The following is a 21,633-nucleotide window of genomic DNA, read 5'->3' on the forward strand; positions in this document are numbered from 1 at the left end:
ACTCTCTGAATAGATTTGCCGCTTCCGCGCTCCTTATGGATTGCCTGCGGGCACGAGATCACCCAATCTGATCGCAATGGCCGCAGCCTGGGCACGGGTAAGCGCACCGTCAAGGAGAAGGAAGCCGTCCTGGCCCGAAATCAGATTCTGCTTCACGCTCAGCACAACTGCATCTCTGGCCCACGCAGGGATGGTTTCCGCATCCTTGAACTTCGACAGAATGGCGTCCGCTTCGGCCTTGGTGACCGGCTTATCCACACCCAGCAGCTTCACCGCCCGGCCGGCCATTACCATCGCCGACAAGCGGGAAATCTCCTCATTCGGATGGAATGTGCCATCCTTGAAGCCGGTAACCAAACCGTTCTTGACGGCAATGGATAAGCTGCGGCTATACCAGCTATCCGCCTTCACATCGGCAAAAGCAACCTGCTCCTGCTGATTCATCAGTCCCAGTACCCGCAGCAGCACTGCCGGATACTCCGCCCGGGTGATCCGGCTGTTCGGATCGAACCGATTTTCGGAGCGGCCCTGCATGAACAGCTTGGATGCTGCCTCCTGAATCGTTGACTTGGCCCAGTGGGTGTCTTTCACATCTGCGAATGCCGCATTTTTGCTGATGAAGCCAATGCTTCCGTTCCCTGTCAGAGTCAGGTTGATGTACACCTTGTTGCTGACAACATCCAGGGACCAAGGCACGGTGGTCCAGTTGCCGCTGCTGTCCTGAAGCACGACTGCAGTAATGTCTTTTGCCGCAATGGTCTCCGGCAATGCCACCTTCGCCGCTACCGAACGGTTCTTGTAAATGCCGTTCTCCTGAATATCGAAGGTAACGCCCTCGCCGCCACCCAGCAGTGTAGAGCCCTGTGCTTTGGCGACTTTCGCCAGCTCTGCCTTCCGGCTGCTGCTGTTTTTGTCGATGGCGATCTGCAGATCCTCTCCGGTTGCCGCCGCCGCGCTGGCAGGGAAGGTTAGCTCTGCGAATGGCAGAACCATGCGGAGCCATTGCCCGCGATCCGCTGCCTGTGCCAGCATTTTGCGGTCAACCGCAAATGCATATCCGCTAACCGTCCCATCCTTGCCTTCAATCAGCAAGGTCTTGGAGGAATCGTCGCCCGCACCTGTGATTTTGGCCGTCAGACGGTCATCCTGCTTCTGCGCCTGAACAGGGGAGCCACCAACGAAAATACCGGAATCATTGCCGTTTTTCGTGCCGCCGCTGCCGGCACCACCGCCAATACCCGCACCGCCGCCAGCGCCGCCTGTGCCACCGCCGCTCGTGCCGCCACCTGTACCGCTACCGCCTGTGCCGCTCTCGCTCCACAGCACCACCGGCATAAGCACCGATACCGCCAGCGCCTGTTTACCGCCGTCCGGCCGCTTGGCTACAGCAATCCGGTCGCCACTGACGGCAGTAATAACGCCGCCATCCGGGAGAAGCGTCCAGCCGCTAACATCATCTTTATAGCGGGGCGCAGGTGAAACAGTATCCGCTGCAGGATACACCTTGTAGACCAGCTTGGCATTGCTTGTGTCGCCTGCCGACACTATGTTGACCTTCGTAGCCGCCGCATTGCCGGAGACAGCGGAGGTATAGGCCTTGATGTCGGTAACTACATTTACTGCCGTCATGCCCTGAAGTGTTGCACCGCCGGACAGCTTGTAGTCTGCGGACACAATCGCCGAGCCTTCGGCGAGGCCAGTCACCTTGCCGTCTTCGGATACTGCTGCAGCTTCACCCGCATACAAGGAATAGGTCAGCTTCTCCAGATCGCTGTCTGCAACCGGCACTTCCTTGTACTTGGCTTTGTCGTTGCCATCCTTGCCGTCAGGTACCCGCAGGAAGGCTTCGAGCTGCCGCTCGTCTTTCACACCGAGGTCGGTCACCTTGCGCAGAACCAGGCCAACCGGCACCTGGTAGCCGCCATTGGTCAGAACGACCGAGGCGCTGTTGCTGTTGCCGACACGGTCGACTGCCTCAAAGGCCAAATCCAGCGTTGGCTGGCTGCCGGTGACGGATACTTCGCCGTCAAAGCGGCCGTTTTTACCCACAGTAACAGGCTGGCCGTTAACCTTGAGAACAGCGTCATTGCTAGTCTGTCCGGATACCTTGATCTTGCCGCCGGCTGTCCGCGTGCCCGGAAGCGGAGTGTCAATGTACAGAACCGGCGCAATAGTATCCACAGTCAGATACAGCATAGTAATGGTGAAATCGCCGGTCGTCTTGTTTCTTGTCCGCAGTTCTATCGCATATGTGCCATCCACCGTGAAGGTGGAGAAATCCAGCGTTCCGGCGCTTCCAGACGCATTATCTGCAAGTCCCACTTTAGCGAGTGACTTGCCGTCGTAGATCGCCTCTACCTCTACATTTTTCTGATCGGATACTACCCGGACGCTCTGCTTCTTAGAGCTGCTTAGCGCCTCCGCGTAAGCGGAGGTTGCCGTCCCGATCCGGGTTGAATCCACGCCCTGTATACTCAGTACGGGCTTGGCCGGAGCCGGAAGCAGCGTATTTGCCGTATCCACCCGCTTGGAATAATGCAGATTCTCATTCTGGTCTGCAGTCTTATCAGGCTTCACCGCCGCAGATACGCCAATAACATACTTCTCTCCGACTTTCAGACCCTTATATTTGATCGAATCGCCGTCCACTGCCTTGCCGTCCAGGCTGGAATGGTCCACCTTGCTAGAATTCGAGGCCCCTGTCCAGCCGCCAAGACGAATGCCTTCATATTTGCCGCTCTGCTCATTCCAGTAAGGCTTCAATTCCTCTTCCGTGAACAGAAGGGAGCTGAAATTCTCATATTCCGCCAGCTTTCCGTCCTTCTGCTGAAGCGCTTCGATGCTGTAGCTGTGCTCGTAATTGGTCTGTCCCGGCTTTTTCGCCGCAGGCTTGAAGGACAGTTCGAAATACCCGTTGCCCGCAGGCTTGACCGCTACATCGCTAACCTCGGCAGGAGCAAGCGGGTCCACCAGCTTGAACTTGTCCGCGCTAGTCTTCGTTCCGAAGCTTGTGGAGGAGTGCAGCTCTGCCCGCAGATAATAATCTCCCTGAGCCATCAGGCCTCTGATGTCCTCCGTAGCCCCCAGCATTGAAACCTGGGTAGCATCAATCCGGGTGCTGCCCGATGTGATGCCGCCAGCCACTCCGCCGCCTTGATCTGCTTTCAGATCCTTCGCAATCAGTACACCCGCATCCCCGGGAGCTTGAATAGCTCCATTCGCAGAAGCGGGAAGCACTGCATCCTTTGTCAGATACAGGCTGATGGTATCATCCGGCTTGGCATTTGATACCTTCCAGGAAGCCGTGAACGCATTCGCGTCTGTGCTGATCTGATCCAGTCTGACCTCATCCAGCTTGGATACCTCAGGGATGTTGAACAGCCGTGTGTCCACGCTCTGATCTGCATACAGCTTCCAAGTGCCGCTGCCGGCCCGGCTGGCCGGAATAGCGATATATGCCTTGCGGATGGTTCCGTTCTTCCCAGAAATTTCCTGGGTAAAGGCATTGGCGTTCGGATCATTGATCTTGCGTTCATCTAATACAAGCTTGTAATCGCGGCCGTTATTGTCCTTCAGTGCAAGCTGCGGCATGGAATCTTCGTAATATTGCACTTCAAGCAAAGCGTTGCCGCTAACTGCCGACATTGGAATTTCATGAAGCTTGCCGTCGCCGGATACCTTGATGCCCCCGATGCCGACATCCAAGGAACCGTTATCCAGCAGGCTGACGCCGTCAGCGACGCTGTGGTACTCAATTTCATGCTGCGTTTCTTCCTTCGATACCCACGAAGTGGCTACCGCTTCCGCGCCTTCGCCGAATACAACCAGCTTAGGCCCGGTTTCCGGGTCCTGAACCTGCAGATACAGCAGTCCGTCCGGAAGCTTCTCGCCGGAAGTACCGAATTCAATATCTCCGTCAAAATAATAGGTAACGCCCAGACTGAGGAACAGAACAGCGAAGCTGCCCCACATCTTGTCGTTGTTGACGCCCAGCGATACACCCGCCAGCGGCATGCCGCCAACGACCGGCACATCGGAAGGAATCTGCAGCTTCGCACTCACGAAGCCTTCAAAATCAATCCGGTTCTTGATCAGATTTTCCCCCACGAACAGGGAAGCCTTGCCGACAATCACATCCCAGCCCAGAACGTCTACCGTTGCGGAGGCGCTGACGAACCACGGTGTCATCCATTGGGCCGCAATCTTGGCCTCGGTCAGCATAGCCAGCTTCTCCGACTCCGGCGAAGGGCTGTAATCCATTTTGCCGACCAGCTTGATTCCCGACTTCTTGAGCGTCATGTCGATGCTGCCATAGAACGTGGCCGGTTGTACGCCAAAGGTGATATCCGCACCGGCCTCAAGGGTCAGCGGCACATCGCCCTCCCCGGCAATCGTATCCGCCAGCTCGCGGATCGCTCCGCGGATGCCGGTCAAATAGGTCGCACCGGTAATGAGCACACCCGGATCGCCAAGCTCGGCTTCAAAGCCGATGGCATCAGGCAAAATGCGCTTGTCCGCAACCTGCTTGAACGCAATCTCCACGCCTACACCCACGCTGCTCACAGTCGCGTTGAATTTGAGGCCATAGGTATTGGACACATCCTCCACTTCCTGCACATAATGGACAATCGTGATCTCGCCGGACGGCTTATCGCCTTCTTCCGCATCACCCTCCTTGGGCTTCGAGATCAATCCAATCTCCTCATTCAGATCAAATTTGAGATTGGCGTCAATGCCCACAAACCCTTGATCATTGAAAATCACGTTTTTGATTTCCGAATTTACAATTTTCAGATTGATGCCGCCTGAGAATGAGATGCCTCCCGGGCGAAGAATATAGTCGTTAAATTTCATGCCAAAGCCTTTAACCGAAAAGCTTGGCGCGGCGAACAGGCTCTGCCGGTTGAAATACACGTCGGGAATCATGAGCTGCCGCAGTGGATTCAACCGCTCGCCCACAGCGCCCGCCGCCCAGGTCAGTGCTCCGTTGAGCGTATCATCCTCCGCGCCTCCGCCCTGGTCCTTCTTCTTCTGCTCCGCTTCCGGGTCCTTTTCTCCGCCATCCCCGCCGTCATCGCCTCCAGCATCCTCTTTATCCTGCTGGATTAACGATTTGCTGAAGCCGTTGAAGAAATCGAGCGTCCATTCGCCCTCGAAGAAGACAAAACCGCTGCCCGCCATGCTCAGCTCGCCGTCCCCTTTTACACTCAGGGTATCGAAGAGCGGCGTATCATCCGTATTAATAGCTTTTTTAATGCTCAATACATCCAGCTTGCCGCTGGCAAACACCATATCCTTGCCTTGATAAGCTACCGCGTTGTTGATGATAGCCGGCTCGCTTTTGGTATCCACCACATATTCAGCGTCGTCACCGCTGCCGATCTGGTTGATCATCCCGCGAATCTCCACCAGCACCTCGTCGCCGGGCGCTCCCTCTTCCTCATCGCTGCCTGTGCCGCTATCCTCTTCGGCCAGGCTCTTCTTGAAGGCCTCCAGCTCCTCCTCGCTCTCGAAGGCCTGGAGATGGTAGGCTGGAACCTCCTCCGCCTGCTGCAGATATTCCCCGCCGAATTCGGGGTCCGTTACTTTGGCGCTCAAGACCATCGCATTCATGGCCGTAGTAAAAGCTGTCTTCATCCCGGCATATTCAGCCTGTCCGGGGAAGGTGTAACCGGGGAACGCGTCTTCATACGCTTCCTTCAGTTCTTCCTTGTTGGTATTGTCATATGGAGTCGTCATGTCAAAACTTCTCTTGACGACCGCCAGAATACCCGCCTTCTTAATCCGCGCCTTCTCATTATCACTGACCACAAACCGCTGGGAGGTAGTCAGATCGTAGAGACCGCCAGTATCGCCAGAGTCTTTATAGTCAATCTCCACCTGATATTCGCCCAAAGGCAGGTCCGGCCCCAGGTCCTTAAGCTCCTTGCCGTCACCATCCTTCAGGATATTGCCGGCTTTATCCACCAGATCCCCGGTGCGATAGGTGATCCGCATATCTCCCACCTGCCCGTCATTGGCGGGCTGGAGAAGAACCGAGTTCTTCACCGGCACCTTATACCGGTTGCCGGTGGCGACTTCTTTTAGATAAAGGTCGAAATTGGGGTCCGTTGTAGCGTTCCCGGTGTTGTACGCCTCAATGTTGGACAGGTTGAGGGTAATATACTTCACATCCGAGCGGTACACTTCTTCCGGCGACATTGCGTATACATAAGTCCGGGTGGCCGTGCCGACAGGCGGCAGCAGCACGAAATTGGCCTTGCTCGACTTGTACTGCGCCTTGACCGTTTCATCCTGAATGCTCTCCAGCTTGGCCTCCGTCTCCGGGCTGCTGACGCTCAGCAAATATTCCGGCGTTGTCGGCCACGCCCTGCCAGTAGCCATAACCTTGAAGGAAGCCGTAACGGTCTCGCCGGGCTTGAACTTCGGCTGTATGCCCTGTTCCGCCTGCTCCGGGGTCGCTTCCTTGCGGAAGATGGCGGTCTGTGAATTGCCGGTCCGGGTCAGAATCTTCCCGTTCGCATCCCGCTTGATCTTTCCGTTTGTATCCACATCAACGAATTTGAGCGCATTATCCAGCTGCAGACTGACATTGATGCTGGACTGCTCCGTGTTGAAGGCCTCCAGATTTTCCACCTCTGCGGTAATATCAAAAACGCCCTCGTTCTCATAGCCGCTGTTATCATCCAGAGTCGCCAACTGGTTCACCGGATCAATATAGCGGATGGAGAACGCCTTGTCCGGCTGCACAATTTCCCCCAGCCCATAGACTGTCTCATAGCTGTGCACAGCACCTGCAGGAATAGCATCAGGGTTCCAGTACAACGCAACCGCTGAATCCGCCGTGCCATAATCGTTGGTATCCGTAGTGAAATCCAGGTTGGGATTCACTTCATAGTCCCATTTGGTGTTAGCCATTTTGCTCCAGTGGCCCACGACCATTTCATCCACAATATTAATGTCATTCTCGGAAAAATTGTTGAAGCCATACGCCACAGCGTTGGTAGCCAGAGGGTCTGTGCTGTCATACTTGTCTTTCATGACCCAATAGGCTGGCAGCGTATAAAGCGCCTTTTCATCTTCACCGATGCCGGGAGGAAGCTTGTCCTCGTCCACCAGTCTCCGCTCCACTTGCAGGGGAGTCTTGTAGACCTTGCCTACTTGAAAAGCCGGTCCGTCGTTGCTGCCTACCATCGTATCCAGCAAAATCCGCGAGCCCACCTGTACCGTAGACTTCGTATTGTTGTTAACCAGATAGCTTACGTTCACATTGCCGGCATTTATTTTGTCAGAGGTATTCATATACAGCTTGATGATCTGCTTGATCTGGATGCCCTTGATCGTCCAGACCGTTTCAATCTGCTTCGTTCCGTCCGTATTTTGTACAATCTGGGGAGTGGTGATCTCGGAAAACAGCTCCGCACCGAACTTGTACGGATTGCCGAAGATATAGTCCGTTCCGTCAATACGGAAGGTCGTAAAGGAGGTCTCCGGGTCATCCCCCTTGAACATCATGTCAATATTCTGATCCTTCTTGCGGATCGGCTGACCTTCGACGGTACGGATAGCGAAGCGACCCGTAGCATTGTTGATCGTAATTTTGACAAGACCGTTGCTCAGAACCGTTGTATCCGCCTTGCCGGCCTCTTCGGCCAACACCGAGACAGGGGTAGCAAAGGCGAGGAGCATTACCAGTAGAACCGTAATCGTCTGCTTAATTCCTCTCATCAATTCTGACTCCTTCATTCTTGAAATTTGGAAGAAAGCCGGCAAGCGTCAGAGGCCTTCCCGCCTCTGTCATTTGCCCGGCTTTCTCCTTCGGCATTGCCGCTTGCTGAACTGCTTATGATTCCATGCCGCCGATAAAGAAGGAGACGATCTCCCGCTCTCTTTCCTGCGTTCTGATAATAAGGGTGTACCAGCCTGTCTTAGGGAAGACGACCTGGTACTTATTCACCGTCAGCTCCTTGAACGATATTTCCTCAGCGATGTATTTCATCTGGCCTTCCCGGTATAGCCCGGAGTGATAGAGAAGGGTGTACGTCGCCTTTTCATTGACGAGTTCCTTCCCGTTCACATTCATCTTGTCGTAGCCAAGCACGCTGAAGGTGATCTTGTTCGTATCGAACAGCACAGTCTCTGATAGGCTGGAGGACAGCACCTGTCCGTTGCCGATAATCAGCAGCCCCGTGTCTTTCATGACTACAACCTCTTGCTTCGCACTTGCGGTGTTGCCCACCTGGTCCGTTACAGTGTAGGTGACCGTCTGCTTGCCGGTCTTGCTCAGATCCAGACTGCTGACCGTGACCTTCAGCTTATCTGCGTCAGACACATTATCCGTGACGACATAGCCGCCAAGATCACGCAGAGCGTCAAAATCCTTCTGTCCCCGGATAACCGCAGTCACAGGACGCTTCAGCTTGATCTCCGGTGCCGTATTATCCAGGCCATCTACTTGGATGGCGGAAACGATGGTCCGGCCCAGAAGATCGCTGAGTACCAAACGGGTATTGCCGTTCGCCTTATAGGTGGCAGAATGCGCGTAGCTGCCGTCTGCGCCGCTGATCTTATTGGCATAGCCAGTCCCCTGAGTTACGGGCGCAGCGCCCGCGAACATTTGGTTAGGGGCATCAATCTGGCCGCTCAAGGTAACTTTCACCGCGCCTTTGGCGTAGGTTTTGCCATTGATGGTGACAAGCTTGCTTGGAGAGAGCGCATGCCCGTCGCCATCTACAAATTCGTAGCTAATCTTAGGCTGCTCCAGCGCGGGAGCAATGCTCTCGATGTTCTCCTCCAGAGCCGCGGTATTTCCCTGCGGGTCCTGTACGATGATGCGGACCGGATTGTTCTGAAGAAGAACGGTCGGATTCTTGCCCTGCACCACCAGGAAATTCTCGCTTCCAGGGAAGCTTTTTTCAGCCGTCAGCACAACTCCTGTAGCCAGCAGCACATTGCCCTGAGCGTCCAATAGAGTCTTAAAGGACTTGGAGCCGCCCGTTCCATAATTGTAGGTTTTGACCAGAGATACCTCTGGAGGCGTTCTGTCAATATTGGCTGCCTTTGCGATTGCCGAGCCCGTATTCCCCGCCTCATCCTCGAACTCGAACGTAAACGATCCATTTTCTTTGAAAATATAGCTGTCTCTTCCGCCATTGTTCAGGATGCGAACCGGCTCGGAGGCGATCAGCTTGGCGGTAACATTCCCCCGGGTTGGACCGGTGATATTGTATTCAATGACGCCCTCCGGCGGAGTCATGTCGATGTTGCTTACGACCGCCAGCAGCGTAGCCTTGCGCTCCGAATCTGTCAGGTCGACCAGATCAAAGGTGTACAGGCCATTCTGCGAAATCTTGAAGCTGTTCCCCTTGACCCGCTCTGGAGGAGACGGGTTATCCGCCGAAGGAGTCACCTTGGTCCCCGTCGGCACGGTGATGCTCAGTGTAACGCCACCGCTCTTTGTAGGCCGAAGTGTGCTGTAAGACACCAGCCCGTGCAGCGGATCGGCCGCCGCATCGAATTGGCTCGTATCAATAGACAAGGGAGTGCTCACCACCCCTGAAGGGGAGCGGAATTTGGCCATCAGCTTGAGCTGATCGGGAGAAGTCTGCGTCACGCCGACCTGCACAAAGTTCGTGTACGGTCTCCACACACTCCATGTAACGCCGTTGTCCCGGGAGATGGAGTAGTCAAAACCATCCTTGGAGATGCTCTTCAGCTCCAGTTGCAGTGTCGCTTTGTTCCCTTCTTCCGTCCCGCGCTCAAAGGCAATCAGATCGGATTGCAGCACTTCCACCGGGGAATTATCCGCCCGGAACAATTGGAATGTTCCAGTACGTGTAACGGCGCCATTGCCCAGTCCGTCCTTGGCGTACACATACAGGACATAACCTGCGGATGTGCCTGGAGCCAGCAGCTCGCTGTCAATGACCGCCTTGCCATCATCCGGTAACGGCAGCCAGCCGGCAGAGGAGGCATCCGGCGGAGCGGCCTTCTCCGGCAGCCACTGGTACTGGACCGAGGTTCCGTCCGGGTTGTACAGATCCGTTGCCGTCACAAGCACTTTATAGGAAGTACGCGGATAGCTTACGCCGTTCAGGCTGAACGTTACGACCGGAGCGGCATTGTCGAACCGGTACAGCGAGCTGTAATCATAGTAGCGGTCAGCATCGTCTCCTTTGACCCGCACATGCAGGTACTGCTCTCCATTCAGGCCGTACACGGCTGCAACAACGCTGCTATAGACTGATTTCGTCACGCTCTCGCCTTCGTAGACATTCTTCACCACCGTTGACTTGTAGAGATTGTCCGCTGGCCGGGCGGCTGATGGACTGAAAGCGTACAGCAGCTCCTGCACCCCTGTTCCGCTAACGGTTACCCCAATGTCATGGCTTTGAACATAACCTTCCGATGCTTCCGGCGTGAAGGCGATGCTGATCTTGTTCGTGGAGTCAACCACGACAGTCTCACCCATCTGATACCCCGTTGTATTTCCCGCCTTGTCGGAAGTTCGTAAATAGAGAAGGTACTCTCCATCTTCAATCACATGATTCAGGGTCGTCACGGTCCGGTCTGCAGGCACAACCTGCCAGTCCAGATCACTTGGCGACTCGCCCCTCTTGACCCATTGGAATTGCAAGGAGCTCGGATCAATCCCGCTATGCTCATCCGATGCCTCGACGGTTGCCTTAACTACCGCCGTATGGTTGACACCGGAGACAGAGGCGCTAAGAACAGGCGCCTTGTTGTCCAGCAGCATAGCGGTCTTGCCATAAATCCAGTTGGAATCGTCATGCTTGAAATCCGCCTCCGTCCACAGCGACAGATCGCTGTAGTCACCTACAGCCTGGAGGGCTTTGCCGTTTGCATAGGTTTCCGCATCCGCATCGGATGCGCCCGCGTGGCTAGCCTTATACTCATTAATCCATCCATTATAGGTGGCAGAATTGCCGGTCTTGTAGGCTTTCATTTTGTCGTACTGCATCAGTTCGCGGGCCGTATCCCAGGTCATATCCGCTGTCCAGGTATGAAGATACCAGGTTCCGCTGCCCTGAACAGTCTGCGCCTGAGCAGGCGGCGACAAAAGATTGGTGCTGTTGTTGGCCACCATCAGATTGAAGTCCGCCAGCTTGCCGGGATACAGGCCCTCGCGGGGCTGCTGCCCTGTAAGCGAATAGCGCTTGACCGCCGCGAACTCGTCAGCTTCCAGCCCTTCCAGCGGATCTTTCGGACTCTGGCTCCAGTAATAGTAGACCAGGCCGAGGCCCGGCGAATCCCCTGAACCGCCCGTCATATTGAGCGGCCGATAGATGCCGCGGCTTGGCCGCGTCTGTCCGGCCTCGTCCGGGTCGAGTGCAGGAGCGACAACTCCGGGATCAAGGGCATCAATGGTGACCTTGCCCGCTTTGCCCCACACATTACCAGTTGCACCTGTCTGGTCATAGATGAACTTAAAGCCCGGGTCCGTGTTGTCGATCGACAGCTTCGCCCAGTCGATCTTGGTGTTCGGAACCTGCTTGGACGGATCAGGGTTAGCCGACTTGCTGGTATTGACCGGGTCCATCAGCAGATTGCCGGCGTAATCCTGAATTACGCCCTTGTCCGCGTAGGCGGGAATGCTGCCGGACCTGGAGGAATGAGTCAGGGCAATAACCTTGAGCAGCGCCACATCCAGATCATCCTCGGTCACGGTCGCCCGGAAGGTCCACAGCGAAGTGTTTTCCCCTCCCACGTAGTAAGCCTTCATACCGTTGTTGAAGTAGAGGAACAGACCGTCAGCCGACAAGCCTTTCTTGGCGATCACGTCCTCTGTTAGCCTGACCTTGAAATCCAGGGTATCCCCCTTATTCAGCGTGCTTCCTGTTACAATGTCCGGCTGAATGCCGTTGGCCGCGAAGCTGTATTTGGGCGGCACCGCGTCAACAATTACCCGGAAGCCGTCGCTGGCACTGCCCGCATCAACCGTTGTGTCAAACGGATTGATCGCTTTGCCGCGAATGAACGGGTCCCCTGCATCTGCGGCAGCCTTCTGGCCGAAATTACTGACAACCAGCGGATTGCCGGCAGCATCGTGGAAATCGGCGTCGATAAGCTTCTGCTTCAGGGATTTCTCGTTCAAATTGATCCCGGACGGAAGACTGCTCAGCTCACCGCCATTCGCAATCGGCAGATTTCCGCTATGCTGGTAATTAGCCGCTTCATAGGTGTAGCTCAGCTTGTCAGTGTATTTGCTCCAATCCGTTGCAGCCGGTAGCTGCATTCCCTGGTTCTCGCCGGCAGCGGGCAGGCCCGTTCCGGCAGGGTTGGTGAACAGACTGTGCTTGTTAAGATCCGCCACTTCCCCGGAACCGGCCTTTACCGGCTCGCTGAACGGATAGGTCAGATCCACCTTGTCGCCCCATTTAAGCAGCAGTTCCTTCTCATCAATGGTGGTATTGTCGCGCTGGGTACCCGTGGTATCAAAGATGTAGTCCTTGACGGTGGGAGCAACGATATCCCGGAAGTTCAAGTGAATGCCGGTGACTGTACCCGAACCCCAGCTCTCCAGATGAATAGTGATCACATCATCGGGCTCCAGATTAATCCAGCCAGTGGTTTGATCATCGCGGTTCGGTCCGGCTCCCACATAATCCTCGCGGTACCAGGTCCCCAGATTTTTACTCTTAACCTCCACCTCTGCTCTATCATCATCCGATTCATAGAGACTTCGTACATAGAAGCGGAACTGCCCCTCTCCTTCAGCCAACTGCTTAAGTTGAGGATTGTCCGCAACCCGGATAGTCGCATCGAGCACATCCGCATCCCCCAGATGCGGCCCTCCGTCCAGATCGCCGTCAACATTATCAATCGTAACCCCTGGAACTTTGTTGCCATTCTGCACCTTGGCGAACCATCCAAAAGCGTTGACAAGCAAAGCATCTGAATCTGTGTCAGCATCATAATCGGCTGTTGTTACCGGATACCAGTCGCCAATATGCAGCAGCTTCGTTCCATATACATATACATCCTGATATTCGCCTGCCGCCTGCGCCCGATCTCCGCCCAGCCACGGCATCCCTGCCGTCAGCAGCGCTGTAGCCAATGTGACGGACAGGCATTTTTTTGCCCACTTCCTCATGTATGCACCCTCCCTAGCGGATTTTGACTGCAAATCTTTTCTATGTAAAAACGCTGCCGGAGCCGCCTGCTGCTACACAGGCAAACCCGGGTCGCGGCCTTCCCTCTAATTGCCTGCCTTCGCGATCACCCGCTTGACCGACTCTGCATCCACCGCCAGATGAATGCCATTCATGGTGCGCAGAGAGCCGGACAGCAGTCCCGCCGCATATCCATACTGATCCACCAGCGGCCCTCCCGACATGCCGTTGACCAGCGCCGCCGACATCAAGATCCGTTCCCTCCCGTTAATTGGAGCGCCGGGCGCATTCACAATGCCTTCGGTGATGATCTTCGTCTCTTTCATGGGATACCCGATGGCGAACACCTTCTCGCCATGCTTAACCGGGCTTGTCCGCAAGGGTAAATATGGGTAAGACATGTTCTTATCCAGGGACGGAAACTTCAGCACGGCTGTATCCACCGCCTCGTCCTGAGCCACAATCCGGCAAGCCGCCGCAGCGCCATCATCGCGCACACAGCTCAGCCGCGCCGCTCCTTCCACCACATGATAGGCCGTCAACGCCGTACCGTCGGGCTGAATCAGGAACCCGCTGCCCACATCCTTTAACGTGCCGTCTGCGCGAAACGCCCGTACATAAAACACCGCTTCCTCCGTATGGGCATACACACCTTCGGCATCATATTCCACCAGCGTCTCTGCCCGGGAGACGGACCTGCCATCCTGTAACAGCAGCAAAGCAAAAACCGCTAGAATGACCGCTCCTATCTTGCCACGCATTGGGCCACCATCCTTTCCTTCGTGACTTTAGTCACACGTTACCAACCATTATAAAAAGGCATTCTCTCAAATTTCTCTCAAAAGCGAGCCGGACTGTCGAAAAATATCAAAACGTGTGGATCTCTCTTTAGTCAAAAAAAACGCCACCCGGGATAACTTCCCTGGTGACGCCTTTCCTAAATATTACTTCTGTCGTCGACTCTTACGTCCAGCCAATTTTTGAGTTGTAATTTTTTTAGTCCGTAGCCATATCATAAAGAAAAAATCCAAAATCAAGTCTAGCCATGAAGAAAACCCAATTGAATTGTTATGATTTTTTCTGCAAAGAAAAAACCCTCATTCTCAGAGGGTTTAGAGTAGTCATGGGAGTTCTTTGATTATTCAATAGATTCTAATAGTGTTTTAATTTCCAAGTTCGTTTGAAGTGCATGTAAAACAATTGTTAAAGCTTCTGCACGAGAAGAGGATCTGTTTGGCGAAAATTCTCCATTGCCTTCTCCGCTAATTATGCCAATCTTTGCAGCCTTCTCAATTTGATCCTTGTTCCATGCACCATCAATATCTGAGAACGCAGATGCTGCAGCAACCTTTACATTATTAAGGTTAACAATTTTAGAGATGATAGAAATAATTTCAGCACGACTGATTTCTTTATTTGGATTAAATGTACCATCTGGATATCCTGAAACAATTCCATTCTCAGTCAAAGCATCAATTGAGCCTTCCGCCCAATGACCGGAGATATCAGATAATGTATTCCCAGTACCCGTACTAGAAATATCAAATACTTTTGCAATAATCGTAGCAAACTCGGCACGAGTAATTTTTGCGTTAGGATGGAAGGTACCATCTGCATATCCATTAATAACTCCCAATCTAACGAAGATGTTAACTGTTGCACCGGCCCAGTGAGAGGCAGTGTCCTTAAATTGAACCTTAGTAAGATTAGCGTTGGTTTCCTCTAACTTCTTATTAAGGCTGGATAATACTTTTTCAGCATTGACAACCTTGTCATCAAACGTCACTTCCGGTGCTGGTGCAGGTTTTGGTTCCGGCTTCACTTCTGGCGTTGCTGTTGGTGTTGCTGCCGGAATTGATACTGTCGGTACTGGTGTTGGTACTGGTGTTGGTGTTGATGGAGTCTCAGGGGTTCCTGGTGTTCCTGGTGTTCCTGGTGTTCCTGGCGTTTCAGGCGTTCCTGGCGTTTCAGGCGTTCCCGGTGTCCCCGGATTTTCCGTTCCCGGGTCAGGCTTCGGCCCCTCGGCATCTTTTACAAAGCTTAAGTAGAAATCATCAATAGTTCCCCATGCGCCGCCGGACGCTTTGATATTCGCTCCAATCGTAAGAGTTCCATTGGTAACGAGAATATTCTGGATTTCAGGATTATTCCACTGCACCCACCCGTTAACGCCGGTGCTCACTTTCACTTCCTTACCGTCTGTTACGGCAAAGAGATTCATATCAGAGCTGGCAGCATCTCCACCCTGGATAAACATGGAGAGATTATAATAACCCGGCTTCAGCCCGTAGACATTCTGCGCTACAGTGAAATCGACTCCTTTTGCAGAGTAGAAGTGCAGCGAATAATTTCCGGTCTTGGCATCCGACACCTTGTTCTGATAGCCCGTATGCGGTTCGCTTCCGTCACCATAGGTGATCTCCCACATTTTTCTGTCGCTATTCTCAAAGCTTCCGTTCAAGATGAAATTCTCTTTCTTAATGACCAAAGCCGCTTTTGCCGTATGACCGCCTTCCACAGCTCCTTGGATTACATAATTGCCGGCCCCCTGGCTAATGGCTTGGTCAAGCGCGGCTTGATCCCATACGACCGGTATAATTCCGGCGCTGCCATCATTGTAAGTGACATTAACGACACTCGGTAAAACGATCTTCTCCCCGGCAATCGCAGTCACCGAGACATCCTTGATTTCATCAATGGCAAGAGGAGCAACGGCCCCTGTATTCACATATTTGAACACGTTCAGCGAGGCAAGCGGATGGCCGCTGAAATCAAACAAAGCCTGGTTGTCAACGGCACTGCCGCCATACCATACCCCTGCATCCTTAGGGTCATATTCCTTCGCGTAGCTGGATGCCCAGCCTGAACCGTATTTTTCCCAAATGCTTTTATTCTGCTCCAGGTTCTCTTTCGGACCTACCGGAAGCCACGCAGGCTCCCAATAAAATACGCCGATCCCCGCCGCACCCACATTCGCAACCGCCTCAATTACGTTTCTGACCGAATTCGCCTGACCTTGAACGCTAACAGGGTAGTCGAGCGTTTGGCCGGAGCTCTGCGGAGCGGTATTTCCGTGTCCATCGCCGTCTTCAGCCGTGTACGTATAAGAGGTTTCGGCCACCATTACTTTTTTGCCATAGGTGTCGGCCACCTGCTTCAGAACTGCCGTTAAATTGCTTAATGTGCCGTGCCAGAATGGATAATATGAACTCGCGAACACATCATAATCTACATTATTATCCTGCAATTTCCCCGCATAGGAAGTATATCTGCCTGCCGACTCCGGGTTCGTAAAATGCAGCGCGACCAGAATATTCGGATTGATCTCTCTAATCGCCTTGCTTCCTGCATTAAATAACGCGCTCATCTTCGACCAGTCGGATTCCCCGACAAATTGTCCGTTGGTTTCATTGCCTACCTGAACCATACCAATATCAATACCTTGATCAATCATGGCCTGCAGGCTTTCCTTGGTATAGTTGTACAGTGCAGTCTTCTTGTCTTCAAAGCTCAGATTGGCCCAGGCCTTTGGCGTATGCTGCTTGCCTGGATCTGCCCAGAAATCGGAATAATGGAAGTCCACCAGCAGCTTCATTCCGTTAGCAGTTGCTCTTTTGCCAATTTGAATTGCAGTAGCCAGATCATTATTGCCACCGCCATAACCATTACCTGCTGTATCAAACGGATCATTCCATATACGCACCCGAATATAGTTCACACCGGCTTCATGTACAGTTGTAAATATATCCTGCACTTCTCCGGCCTCATTATAGAACTTAACTCCGCTATTCTCTAAAGAAATGATACTGGAGATATCCACGCCCTTAATAAAATCAGACCGCAGCCCTTCAACCTTCTTCACAAAAATATCTGCAGCTACCGGCTGATTCGTATCCGTGCTCACCTGCTTCAGCTCATAGCCGTCCAAGTATCCCCATGCGGCCGGAGCGCCGTTTATGTTCGCCCCGATGACAAGGCTAGAAGTTGCTTCCTTTAAGACAAATTTGAGGCTGACCGTCCCCCAAGCATTGTAGCCCGTGGTTGCCACAATATCGCTCTTTTCTGCCCCTGCGAATAATTCTATATTGCCAGCTTCTTTTCCGTCTCCGCCCATCGAATGAACCGACAGCTCATAGCTTCCCGCAGGGAGAGCCGGAATCGTCTGCTTCACCGTAACCGCCTGGTTTCCGGCAGCCGTGTTCTTGATCCAATACTTGAAGGCGTGAGTCCCTTCATTTGGAGTGATCCAGGTATCATTCGCGTATGCAAATTGCTGAATATCCACCTGATCCCAGTTTGCCGTCTCCACACTCCATGAATGATCCGTCCAGAAATCGGTTTCAAAACCGCCATTCACAACATACTTACTGTTCACATCTGTAGCCAAAGCAGTCCCCATGTTAAATGAAAATGAACTTAACGCAAGTAACATTGCTGCAAACACAGCGATAACCTTTTTTGCAATTCTCATGTTCTGATCACCTTTCTACCATAATCTCATCTCAATATATCAATAGATAAAATATTAGGTAACGTATGAAAGGAAACATTTTGTATGCTTAAGCAAGCATTTTCGCTTCTGCACCCTTGCCGGGCATTACTGACAAAAAAGCCGTTCCCCGGTTTTAACAGGAAACGGCTTATATATATTTCATATGTGGGCCTAGTCGTAACTGCGGGGAATGTTTGGATTTCCGGCCGCTGTTATGTTTGGATTTCCTGATTCAAACTGCTGGTCGCAGTAGAAATCCAAACATAAAGGCGGACGCATTCGCTCCTCCAATTCCAAACTTCCCCTCCGTCACTTCTGCCCTTTTGGGGCGGCTGTATCTTTCCCTCAGCAATCCCCTTGGGACTGCATACCGTCTTCGATCCGCTTCATGAAGTCTTCGGCGGCGCTGTAGCCAAGCTGCTTGAGATACCAGTTGTTGGCGGCTGCCTCGATCAGACCAGCTACATCTCGTCCCGGCTGGAGCTGGACCTCAATATGGGGAATTTGGACGCCTAAGTAATTCGTGAACTGGGGCACCAGCTCCAGCTCATTGTTCAGCGAATTCTCCTGCCACGGAGCCAGTTCAATATCGAGCACGATCCGCGTCTCGTCCTGAAAGGCCCTGCGCCCGTATTGGCGTACAACATTGATAAGGCCGATACTGCGCAGCGCAAGGAACTCGCGTGTGGTCTCGTTATGGGTTCCGAGCAGCGTCGCCGGCCCCAGCTTCTTGAGCACCACCACATCGTCCGCCACGAACCGGTGGCCTCTGCGGATGAGCGTGTGCGCAGTTTCGCTTTTGCCAATCCCGGACTTGCCCCTGAGCAGGATGCCAATACCGGATACATTCACGCACACCCCATGAATCGATAGCTCCGGCGCCAGTGTCTTCACCAGGAAGCTGTCCAGCTTGGCAATGAACTCCGTTGTCGTCTCCGCCGTCCGCAGCAGCGGGATGCCCTCCTGATCACAGAACAAGGTCAGGTAAGGAATCTCCTGCTGACCTGAGGTTACAATAAAACATGGCGGATGATATTTAACGATATTTCCGATATGCAATTTGCGCTCTTCTACGCTCAGCGTCAATAAATAGTTGATCTCCTTGCGGCCAAGCACCTGTACCCGTTCCATCGGAAAAAAATCAAAATAACCGACGAACTCCAGCCCCGGTCTGTGCGTCCGTGGACGGGTAATCACGCGGTCCATGCGGCCCCCTCCCGCAAGTACTTCCAGGTGGAACGTTTTCGTAAGACTTAGAACGGTGATGGATTTCATGTTGTTCTCCTCCTGCAGCTAAGGCATATCCTGAATACGCCTCTATTTCGGATAGTATGCTTTCGGATATATTCAACGATACAAAAGAATATTCCTGCAATTTCCTCCGATTTACAAGTACTATACATCCAATCTGCGCAAGGAATGGTATGATTGACAAAAAAGCTGAATTCAGGTATATTTGGTTTTGTGAAATTCAATTTTGTAAAATATAATTTTGTTAACTAATACATAAAATGAAGAGGAGGAGCTTACGAATGTCTGAATCCAATCATGCTTTTGGTCAAGCTCTTGTGAAATCGTTAGTTGGAGAACGCGGGCATATTCCGATTGCCAGAGCCTTGCCCGATATTACACTGGAGCTTGCCGGACAACGCACGGAAGGGGTCCCGTATACGATTTACCAATTGGTGAAGCATATGGGCTATTGGCAGGATTTCATGCTGACTCACCTGGAGGGCGGCAAGCCGCAAATGCCTGGAAGTGTACAGGAAAGCTGGCCTGATGAGGACGCCCCGGCGGATGAGACGCAATTGAAAGATGCCATTGAACATCTGCTGCAAGGAGTTGAGAAGGCCGTCGCCATTGCTCAGACCGCCCAGCTCGACGAGCCGCTCGCTTATTTTCCGGGAGAGACCAAGGGAGGAATTCTACGTAATATCGCCTCACACAACTCCTACCATTTAGGAGAAATTGTGCTGCTGCGCCGTCTGCATGGAGCCTGGCCACCGCCTGGAGGAGGCTACCCGGCTTAAGCATCCGAAATTACATTTTGAGTGAAAGAGGGGATTGCGATGATGATTTTGAGTACGATACTCGTGGCGCTTGTTGCGCTGGAGCATCTCTATATTTTAGCGTTGGAAATGTTTATGTGGACTACCCCAAGAGCGCAGAAGGCGTTCGGGACGACCAAGCAGTTTGCACAGGAAACCAAATCGCTTGCAGCCAACCAGGGGTTATATAATGGCTTCCTGGCCGCCGGTCTAATCTGGGGCTTGTTCCATCCGAATGACACGTTCGCGTTTCAGCTTCAGTTGTTTTTCCTGATCTGTGTCGCAGTTGCCGCGATCTACGGCAGCCTCACTGCCAAGAAATCCATTCTAATCGTTCAGGGCTTACCGGCCTTTGTAGCTATTCTCGCGGTAGTTCTGGCGAACCTGTAAGTTTACTGCTACCCAGCCTTCAACAATGCAAACTGGCCCCGCAGCTTCACGCGGGGTCAGTTTTTTTGATGGTTTAGCGTATTCATTATGGAACGTTCAAGGGCTTGTAGCACAAGTTTAAAGGGATACCAGTTGGTACCCCTTTGTCATGTCTATCCATTCACTTCATACTATGATGATCATTCGGCAAGGAGCCCATGCAACCTGTCGAAGTTCTGTTCGTTGCCCTCGATGCAGTACTTTTTGGCTTGCTCGAACTCTTCCGCTTTCTCAAATCGTTGCCGGAATGTCAGTTTAGTGCGCCCGTCCTTCTCCTCGAAGGTGGCCGTCACCTGAAACCCGGGGTTGGACAGATGCTTGAGTACGATCCGCTCATCCGGCACGATCTCAACAAATTCGCTATGATTGGGATAGTCCACCCCATTCGGCCCGTGCATAATAAATCGCCAGGTACCGCCCGGACGCAAGTCGAATTCTTGAAACGTATTGGTGAAGCCCTTCGGTCCCCACCAGCGAACTAACTGCTCGGGGTTGGTCCAAGCTTGAAAGACCACCTTCTTCGGAAAGTCAAACTCCCGCCAGGAAATAACTTCATTCTCGCCTAAGATAGCTGTCATGGTGATCCCCCCATTAGAGTGTCTTGCCAAGTGCACTGAGCATTTCATTCGTGCCATGCTCGCGTACTTCCGGCGTGTCATGCCCGTCAAAAAACGCCCCTTGCTCGGTAAAGATCAATTTTGTGCCGCCTTCGACCGGGATAAGCTCGACCGTTGTAATCGAAACGGATATGCGCGTATCTCCTGAATCCAAAGAGTACGTGTAGACGATACGCTGTTCCGGAACAATCTCTTGGTAGCAGGCTTCGAAGGTAAAGACCGGTCCCTCGGGCGGACCTCCGCTGCTGTATTCGCGTCCTCCAACACGGAAATCGAAGATATCGGCCTTGGAGAACCATTTTGCTTTGGCAGCCGGGTCTGCCCAGGCGTTGTAGACCCTAGCAGGCGGTGCGGAATAGGTACGCTCCACGACGAAGGTGGCGTGTCTGACGAATCGTTCGGTCACGGTTTATCCTCCTTTGAATTCGTTCGTTCATTATCTTCGGCAAGAAAATCACCCAGCAGATCCAAACGGTGCTCCCAGCTCATCCGCCGCTCGATGACCAGCTTCTCGTGGCTCTTTTTCATCGCTTGCAAGAGTCGCGTGAAGTCTTCAACGGTTAACGGCGCCTTCCATTGCATCAGCTTAGATACATGCTGGAGCTGCTCAAGAAGCTTTTGCTGCAGCTTGATCTGCTCCTTGATCCGGTCTATTTGCAGGCCCACAATCTCATGTGGGCTGATCTGCTCGCTGGCCAGGACGGACTTGACCTCGTCAAGAGATAAGCCCATCTCCTTAAGCGATACAATCTGCTGCAAACGCGACAGGTCGGATTCATTGTACAGCCTGTGACCTGAATCCGTCTGGCCGGATGGCGAGAACAAGCCGATTTGATCGTAAAATCGCAAGGTTCGTACAGTGAGTCCCGTTAATTTGGCTAGGTCCCCGACCTTCCAATGTCGTTCCATAGCAA

The 21,633-nt window shown here is 53.0% G+C and carries 10 protein-coding genes; 2 read left to right on the forward strand and 8 right to left on the reverse strand.

All coding sequences use genetic code 11. The features are described 5' to 3' along the window. Positions 1-33: 33 nt before the first annotated feature. The 5 genes from AC0LWN_RS13320 to hprK all read right to left on the reverse strand — a co-directional run bounded on the left by AC0LWN_RS13320 (position 34) and on the right by hprK (position 18,900). Positions 34-7,728: an S-layer homology domain-containing protein gene (locus AC0LWN_RS13320; RefSeq protein WP_474665999.1), complete on the reverse strand. Its 7,695-nt coding sequence runs from the start codon at positions 7,726-7,728 to the stop codon at positions 34-36. 115 nt (positions 7,729-7,843) lie between these two features. Next, positions 7,844-13,114 (reverse strand): hypothetical protein, encoded by a 5,271-nt coding sequence (locus tag AC0LWN_RS13325; RefSeq protein ID WP_474666001.1) that lies wholly within the window; start codon positions 13,112-13,114, stop codon positions 7,844-7,846. Between the two features lie 105 nt (positions 13,115-13,219). Beyond that, entirely contained in the window at positions 13,220-13,894 is a 675-nt protein-coding gene (locus tag AC0LWN_RS13330) for a S1 family peptidase (RefSeq protein ID WP_474666003.1), read from the reverse strand. Between the two features lie 377 nt (positions 13,895-14,271). Then, complete coding sequence (locus tag AC0LWN_RS13335; protein ID WP_474666005.1) at positions 14,272-17,604, reverse strand: glycosyl hydrolase 53 family protein; 3,333 nt, start codon at positions 17,602-17,604, stop codon at positions 14,272-14,274. Between the two features lie 366 nt (positions 17,605-17,970). Further along, positions 17,971-18,900, reverse strand: coding sequence for an HPr(Ser) kinase/phosphatase (gene hprK, locus AC0LWN_RS13340; protein WP_474666007.1), 930 nt, complete (start codon positions 18,898-18,900; stop codon positions 17,971-17,973). Between the two features lie 257 nt (positions 18,901-19,157). Between hprK and AC0LWN_RS13345 the strand changes: the two genes are divergently transcribed. Together AC0LWN_RS13345 and AC0LWN_RS13350 are read left to right on the forward strand one after the other, a co-directional pair. After that, positions 19,158-19,655, forward strand: coding sequence for a DinB family protein (locus AC0LWN_RS13345; protein ID WP_474666009.1), 498 nt, complete (start codon positions 19,158-19,160; stop codon positions 19,653-19,655). 39 nt (positions 19,656-19,694) lie between these two features. Then, positions 19,695-20,063, forward strand: coding sequence for a DUF1304 domain-containing protein (locus AC0LWN_RS13350; RefSeq protein ID WP_474666011.1), 369 nt, complete (start codon positions 19,695-19,697; stop codon positions 20,061-20,063). A 179-nt stretch (positions 20,064-20,242) separates the two neighbouring features. Here AC0LWN_RS13350 and AC0LWN_RS13355 read toward each other — a convergent pair whose 3' ends face one another. From AC0LWN_RS13355 to AC0LWN_RS13365, 3 genes are read right to left on the reverse strand one after another with little or no spacing between them, the layout of a single operon-like run. Next, positions 20,243-20,680 carry an SRPBCC family protein gene (locus AC0LWN_RS13355; RefSeq protein ID WP_474666013.1) on the reverse strand — a complete coding sequence of 146 codons (438 nt, stop codon included), beginning with the start codon at positions 20,678-20,680 and terminating at the stop codon, positions 20,243-20,245. 13 nt (positions 20,681-20,693) lie between these two features. Next, the gene (locus AC0LWN_RS13360) at positions 20,694-21,125 is read right to left on the reverse strand and encodes an SRPBCC family protein (protein WP_474666015.1); all 432 of its coding nucleotides are present in this window, start codon (positions 21,123-21,125) and stop codon (positions 20,694-20,696) included. Next, positions 21,122-21,628 (reverse strand): MerR family transcriptional regulator, encoded by a 507-nt coding sequence (locus tag AC0LWN_RS13365; RefSeq protein ID WP_474666017.1) that lies wholly within the window; start codon positions 21,626-21,628, stop codon positions 21,122-21,124. The genes AC0LWN_RS13360 and AC0LWN_RS13365 overlap by 4 nt, the downstream gene beginning before the upstream one ends. Positions 21,629-21,633 lie beyond the last annotated feature (5 nt).

Source organism: Paenibacillus sp. sgz302115 (assembly GCF_056120445.1).

Bases quoted from the DNA above. Each gene is read 5' to 3' on its own strand.
- hprK (WP_474666007.1), bottom strand. From the start codon at position 18,900: ATGAAATCCATCACCGTTCTAAGTCTTACGAAAACGTTCCACCTGGAA.
- AC0LWN_RS13335 (WP_474666005.1), bottom strand. From the start codon at position 17,604: ATGAGAATTGCAAAAAAGGTTATCGCTGTGTTTGCAGCAATGTTACTT.
- AC0LWN_RS13320 (WP_474665999.1), bottom strand. From the start codon at position 7,728: ATGAGAGGAATTAAGCAGACGATTACGGTTCTACTGGTAATGCTCCTC.
- AC0LWN_RS13325 (WP_474666001.1), bottom strand. From the start codon at position 13,114: ATGAGGAAGTGGGCAAAAAAATGCCTGTCCGTCACATTGGCTACAGCG.
- AC0LWN_RS13365 (WP_474666017.1), bottom strand. From the start codon at position 21,628: ATGGAACGACATTGGAAGGTCGGGGACCTAGCCAAATTAACGGGACTC.
- AC0LWN_RS13330 (WP_474666003.1), bottom strand. From the start codon at position 13,894: ATGCGTGGCAAGATAGGAGCGGTCATTCTAGCGGTTTTTGCTTTGCTG.
- AC0LWN_RS13350 (WP_474666011.1), top strand. From the start codon at position 19,695: ATGATGATTTTGAGTACGATACTCGTGGCGCTTGTTGCGCTGGAGCAT.
- AC0LWN_RS13355 (WP_474666013.1), bottom strand. From the start codon at position 20,680: ATGACAGCTATCTTAGGCGAGAATGAAGTTATTTCCTGGCGGGAGTTT.
- AC0LWN_RS13345 (WP_474666009.1), top strand. From the start codon at position 19,158: ATGTCTGAATCCAATCATGCTTTTGGTCAAGCTCTTGTGAAATCGTTA.